General features: G+C 64.6%; 3 protein-coding genes. All 3 read right to left on the bottom strand.

Going from position 1 to position 2,936, the window contains the following annotated elements:
• Window positions 1-2,375, bottom strand: a 2,375-nt coding sequence (dnaE, locus tag M3498_11125) for a DNA polymerase III subunit alpha (GenBank protein MDQ3459835.1), incomplete at its 3' end; no start/stop codon positions are given.
• Between the two features lie 44 nt (window positions 2,376-2,419).
• Window positions 2,420-2,572 carry a hypothetical protein gene (locus M3498_11120; protein ID MDQ3459834.1) on the bottom strand — a complete coding sequence of 51 codons (153 nt, stop codon included), beginning with the start codon at window positions 2,570-2,572 and terminating at the stop codon, window positions 2,420-2,422.
• Between the two features lies 1 nt (window position 2,573).
• On the bottom strand, window positions 2,574-2,936 hold a 363-nt coding region (locus M3498_11115; GenBank protein MDQ3459833.1), incomplete at its 5' end, for a hypothetical protein.

The raw sequence follows: 2,936 nt of genomic DNA, 5'->3' as shown, positions 1-2,936 counted from the left end.
CCCTTGGAGCTGTCGTCGTTGCGCTCGACGCGCCACATCACGCCTGAAGCGTTGATGTCCAACTTGAAGAAGGACACGCCCCAGGTCTTGGCGTCTTGTCTGAGCGTGCTGAGCGGCCACATGCCCGGCAGCTCGTTCAAGACCGCGCTGAGCCACTCGGCGGGGTAATGGTATTTCAGCCAAGCTGAAGCGTAAGCGTGCTGCGCGAAGGCGAAGGCGTGACTCTGCGCGAAACCGTAACCCCGGAAGCCCTGAATCATCGCGAAGACCTCCTCGGCCTGCTCACGGGTCGCACTCACGTGCCTGTGGGCGCCCGCCACGAAGGCCTCGCGCTCCTCGTCGATGGTCTCGGCGTCCTTCGCTTTGGACACCGCCTTGCGGAAGCGGTCGCCGTCCGCCCAGCTCATCCCCGCGAAATTCACCGCCAAACGGAGCACGTCCTCCTGGAAGAGCACCACCCCGTAGGTCTTGCCGAGAATCGCCTCGAGCACCGGGTGGGCGTAACGAATGGGCTCGAGCCCCTTATGCCGTTTGAGGTAAGGCCGCACCGTTCCCGACTGGATGGGGCCGGGCCGGTGGATGGCGATCTGGTGCGCGAGTTCGGTGAGGGTCTTGGGTTTGAGGTCGACGCTGAGCTTGGTCTGTCCTGGCGACTCGATCTGAAAGAGCGTGAGCGTCTCCCCCACGTCGATCATCCGCCAGACCTCAGGGTCGTCCGGCAAGGCCGTGAAGTCCAACCATAACCCCTCGAGCCGGTAGACTTCCTCGCGGGCCAGCTCGAGCGCGCCGAGCATCCTGAGGCCCAACAGGTCGAGCTTGATGAGGCCGAGTTGTTCAGCGTCGTCCTTGTCGAACTGCAACACCCTCATGCCGTTCTTGCTTTTGAACTGCGGGGAGTAATGCGACAGCGGGTATCTGGATAAGACGGTGCCGCCACTATGCGGCGCGAAGTGCCTGGTGAGCCCAGGCTCGATAGACGCTAAGAGCTCGAGCATCGCCTTCTTGACCGGTGCGTTCCCGAGCACCTCGCTGAAGCGCGCTTCGGCCTCCTTAGCCCGGTGCGGCCTCAGGTTGCCGTAGTCCCTACCCAAGGCATGACTGAGTTTGTTGCGCACTTCAGGCGGCACGCCCAGAGCGCGGCCTACGTCTTGAATGGCGCTCCTCAAGCGGTAGGTGATGCGGTTGGCGACCATCGCTTCGCAGGCCGCGCCCTCCCCACCAAAGCGTTCCTCCACCCAATCGAGCACCTCTTGGCGCCTGCGGCTCGAGATGTCGATGTCCACGTCGGGCATCGCTGTCTTGCCGCCGTGCAGGAAACGCTCGAAGAGCAGGCCGTGCTCGAGCGGGTCCGCCCGGGTGATGCCCAACAGGTAGCAGGTGATGCTCGCGGCGGCCGAGCCCCGCCCGGCCGCCAGGATGCCCCGGCTATGGCAGAAATCCATGACCTCGGCGGCCGCCAGGAAGAACTCGGCGAGCTCGAGTTTGGCGATGATACTGAGTTCCTCCTCGAGCTTGCTTGCTGCCTCGTCGCGTTTCGTGACGCTGTAGCGGTGAGGGAGGGCGCTATAGCATTGTTGGCGCAAGAACTCCTCGGGGGTCCAACCGTCCGGCACTCGTACAAGGGGCGGGAGGAGCCGCTCGGGCAACAGCGCAAAGCTGGCCTCGTTCGCCAAAGCGGCCGCGTTGCTCAGAGCTTCGGGAAAGGGAAAGCGTTTGGTGATTCCTTCGGGGTCGGGAACGCAAGCGGCGCGCGTCTGCGGGCGCTCGGGGTGGGGTGTGTCCACCGTGATGCCCAAGCGTGCGCACACGAGCGCGTCGTAAAGCGGGTAGTCCTCCTTGCGGGCGTACCTTACCTGCGGTGCTGCTACCACGGGGACGCCTACATCCATGCCTAGTTTTCGGAGGATGCGGGTGCGCCTGGCGTCGCCAGGGTGATGGTCGAAATAAAGCTGGATAAAGAGTCTGTTCTTGAAGCTTTCCTTGAGTTTGCCGATAAGGCGCTCGAGCACCATGAGTTGCCGCCCCGCAAGGAGCTGCGAAGGAAAACCCGAGCGACCACCGGTAAGCAAAAAGAGGTCTGCCGTGCGCCCTAGGAGCGCGTCGAGTTCGATGGCTTCTTCCACGTCGTAGAGCACGCGCGTGATGAGGTCGTTGAGGTTCCGGTAACCCGCCCGCGAGGCCGCGATGATGACCACTGGGTAAACGGTCTCCTCGAGCCGTAGCGGGAGGGTGGCGCCGACGATGGGCGTGAGGCCCAGGGTTTGCGCCGCGCCGTGCAGCTCGACTGCCCCGCCGACGTTCAGCTCGTCGACGAGCGCCACGTACTTGTAACCAAGTTCCGCGGCTGTGCCCGCCAGCGCGCTGGGGCTCGACACGCCCCTCCCGAACGAAAAGAAGGAGTGCGCGTTGAGGAGCGCCTCTAGTCGTGGAGCGCTGCTAGCACCCACCGGTCCTCCTCGCGGTAAACCTCAGCTACCCAACCGTTCTCGAGCTCGACTAGAAAGTAGAGGCGCTCGGGTTCGCCCAGCCACCACCTGCCGGCGGCGGACCAGTCATCGAGCAAACGCCGCACCTTAAACGCCTGCTTTCGCCACACCAGCGCTTGTGGGTTGCCCAGTGGACCGCTCGTGACTTGTACGCTGTGGCGGACCTGACGCATCCAGCTCCTCCTCTCGCACGACCTCCTCGGGAATGAGCTCGAGGCTGTCGAGGCGTTGCTTCACGAAGCGGTGGTCGCGGGTCAAGGCGAACGGGTCGACCTCGCGAAACGCCAGCAGCGCGCCGGGGTAGCGGGCGGTGACCACAGCGATGGCCCGCGCTCGTTCCTCCCTGGCTTGCCAGAGGCTGCCTTGGACGCTCGGGCGGGTGAGGCCAGAGAGGGTAAGCGTGAGGCTGTCGAGGCCGAGGGCCTGCGCTCTGGTGTCCCCCAGGGCGAG

The sequence above is a fragment of the Deinococcota bacterium genome (assembly GCA_030858465.1).
Classification (GTDB): domain Bacteria; phylum Deinococcota; class Deinococci; order Deinococcales; family Trueperaceae; genus JALZLY01.
The sequence above is the reverse complement of the archived record's forward strand: the minus strand, read 5'-3'. Positions and strand labels throughout refer to the sequence as shown.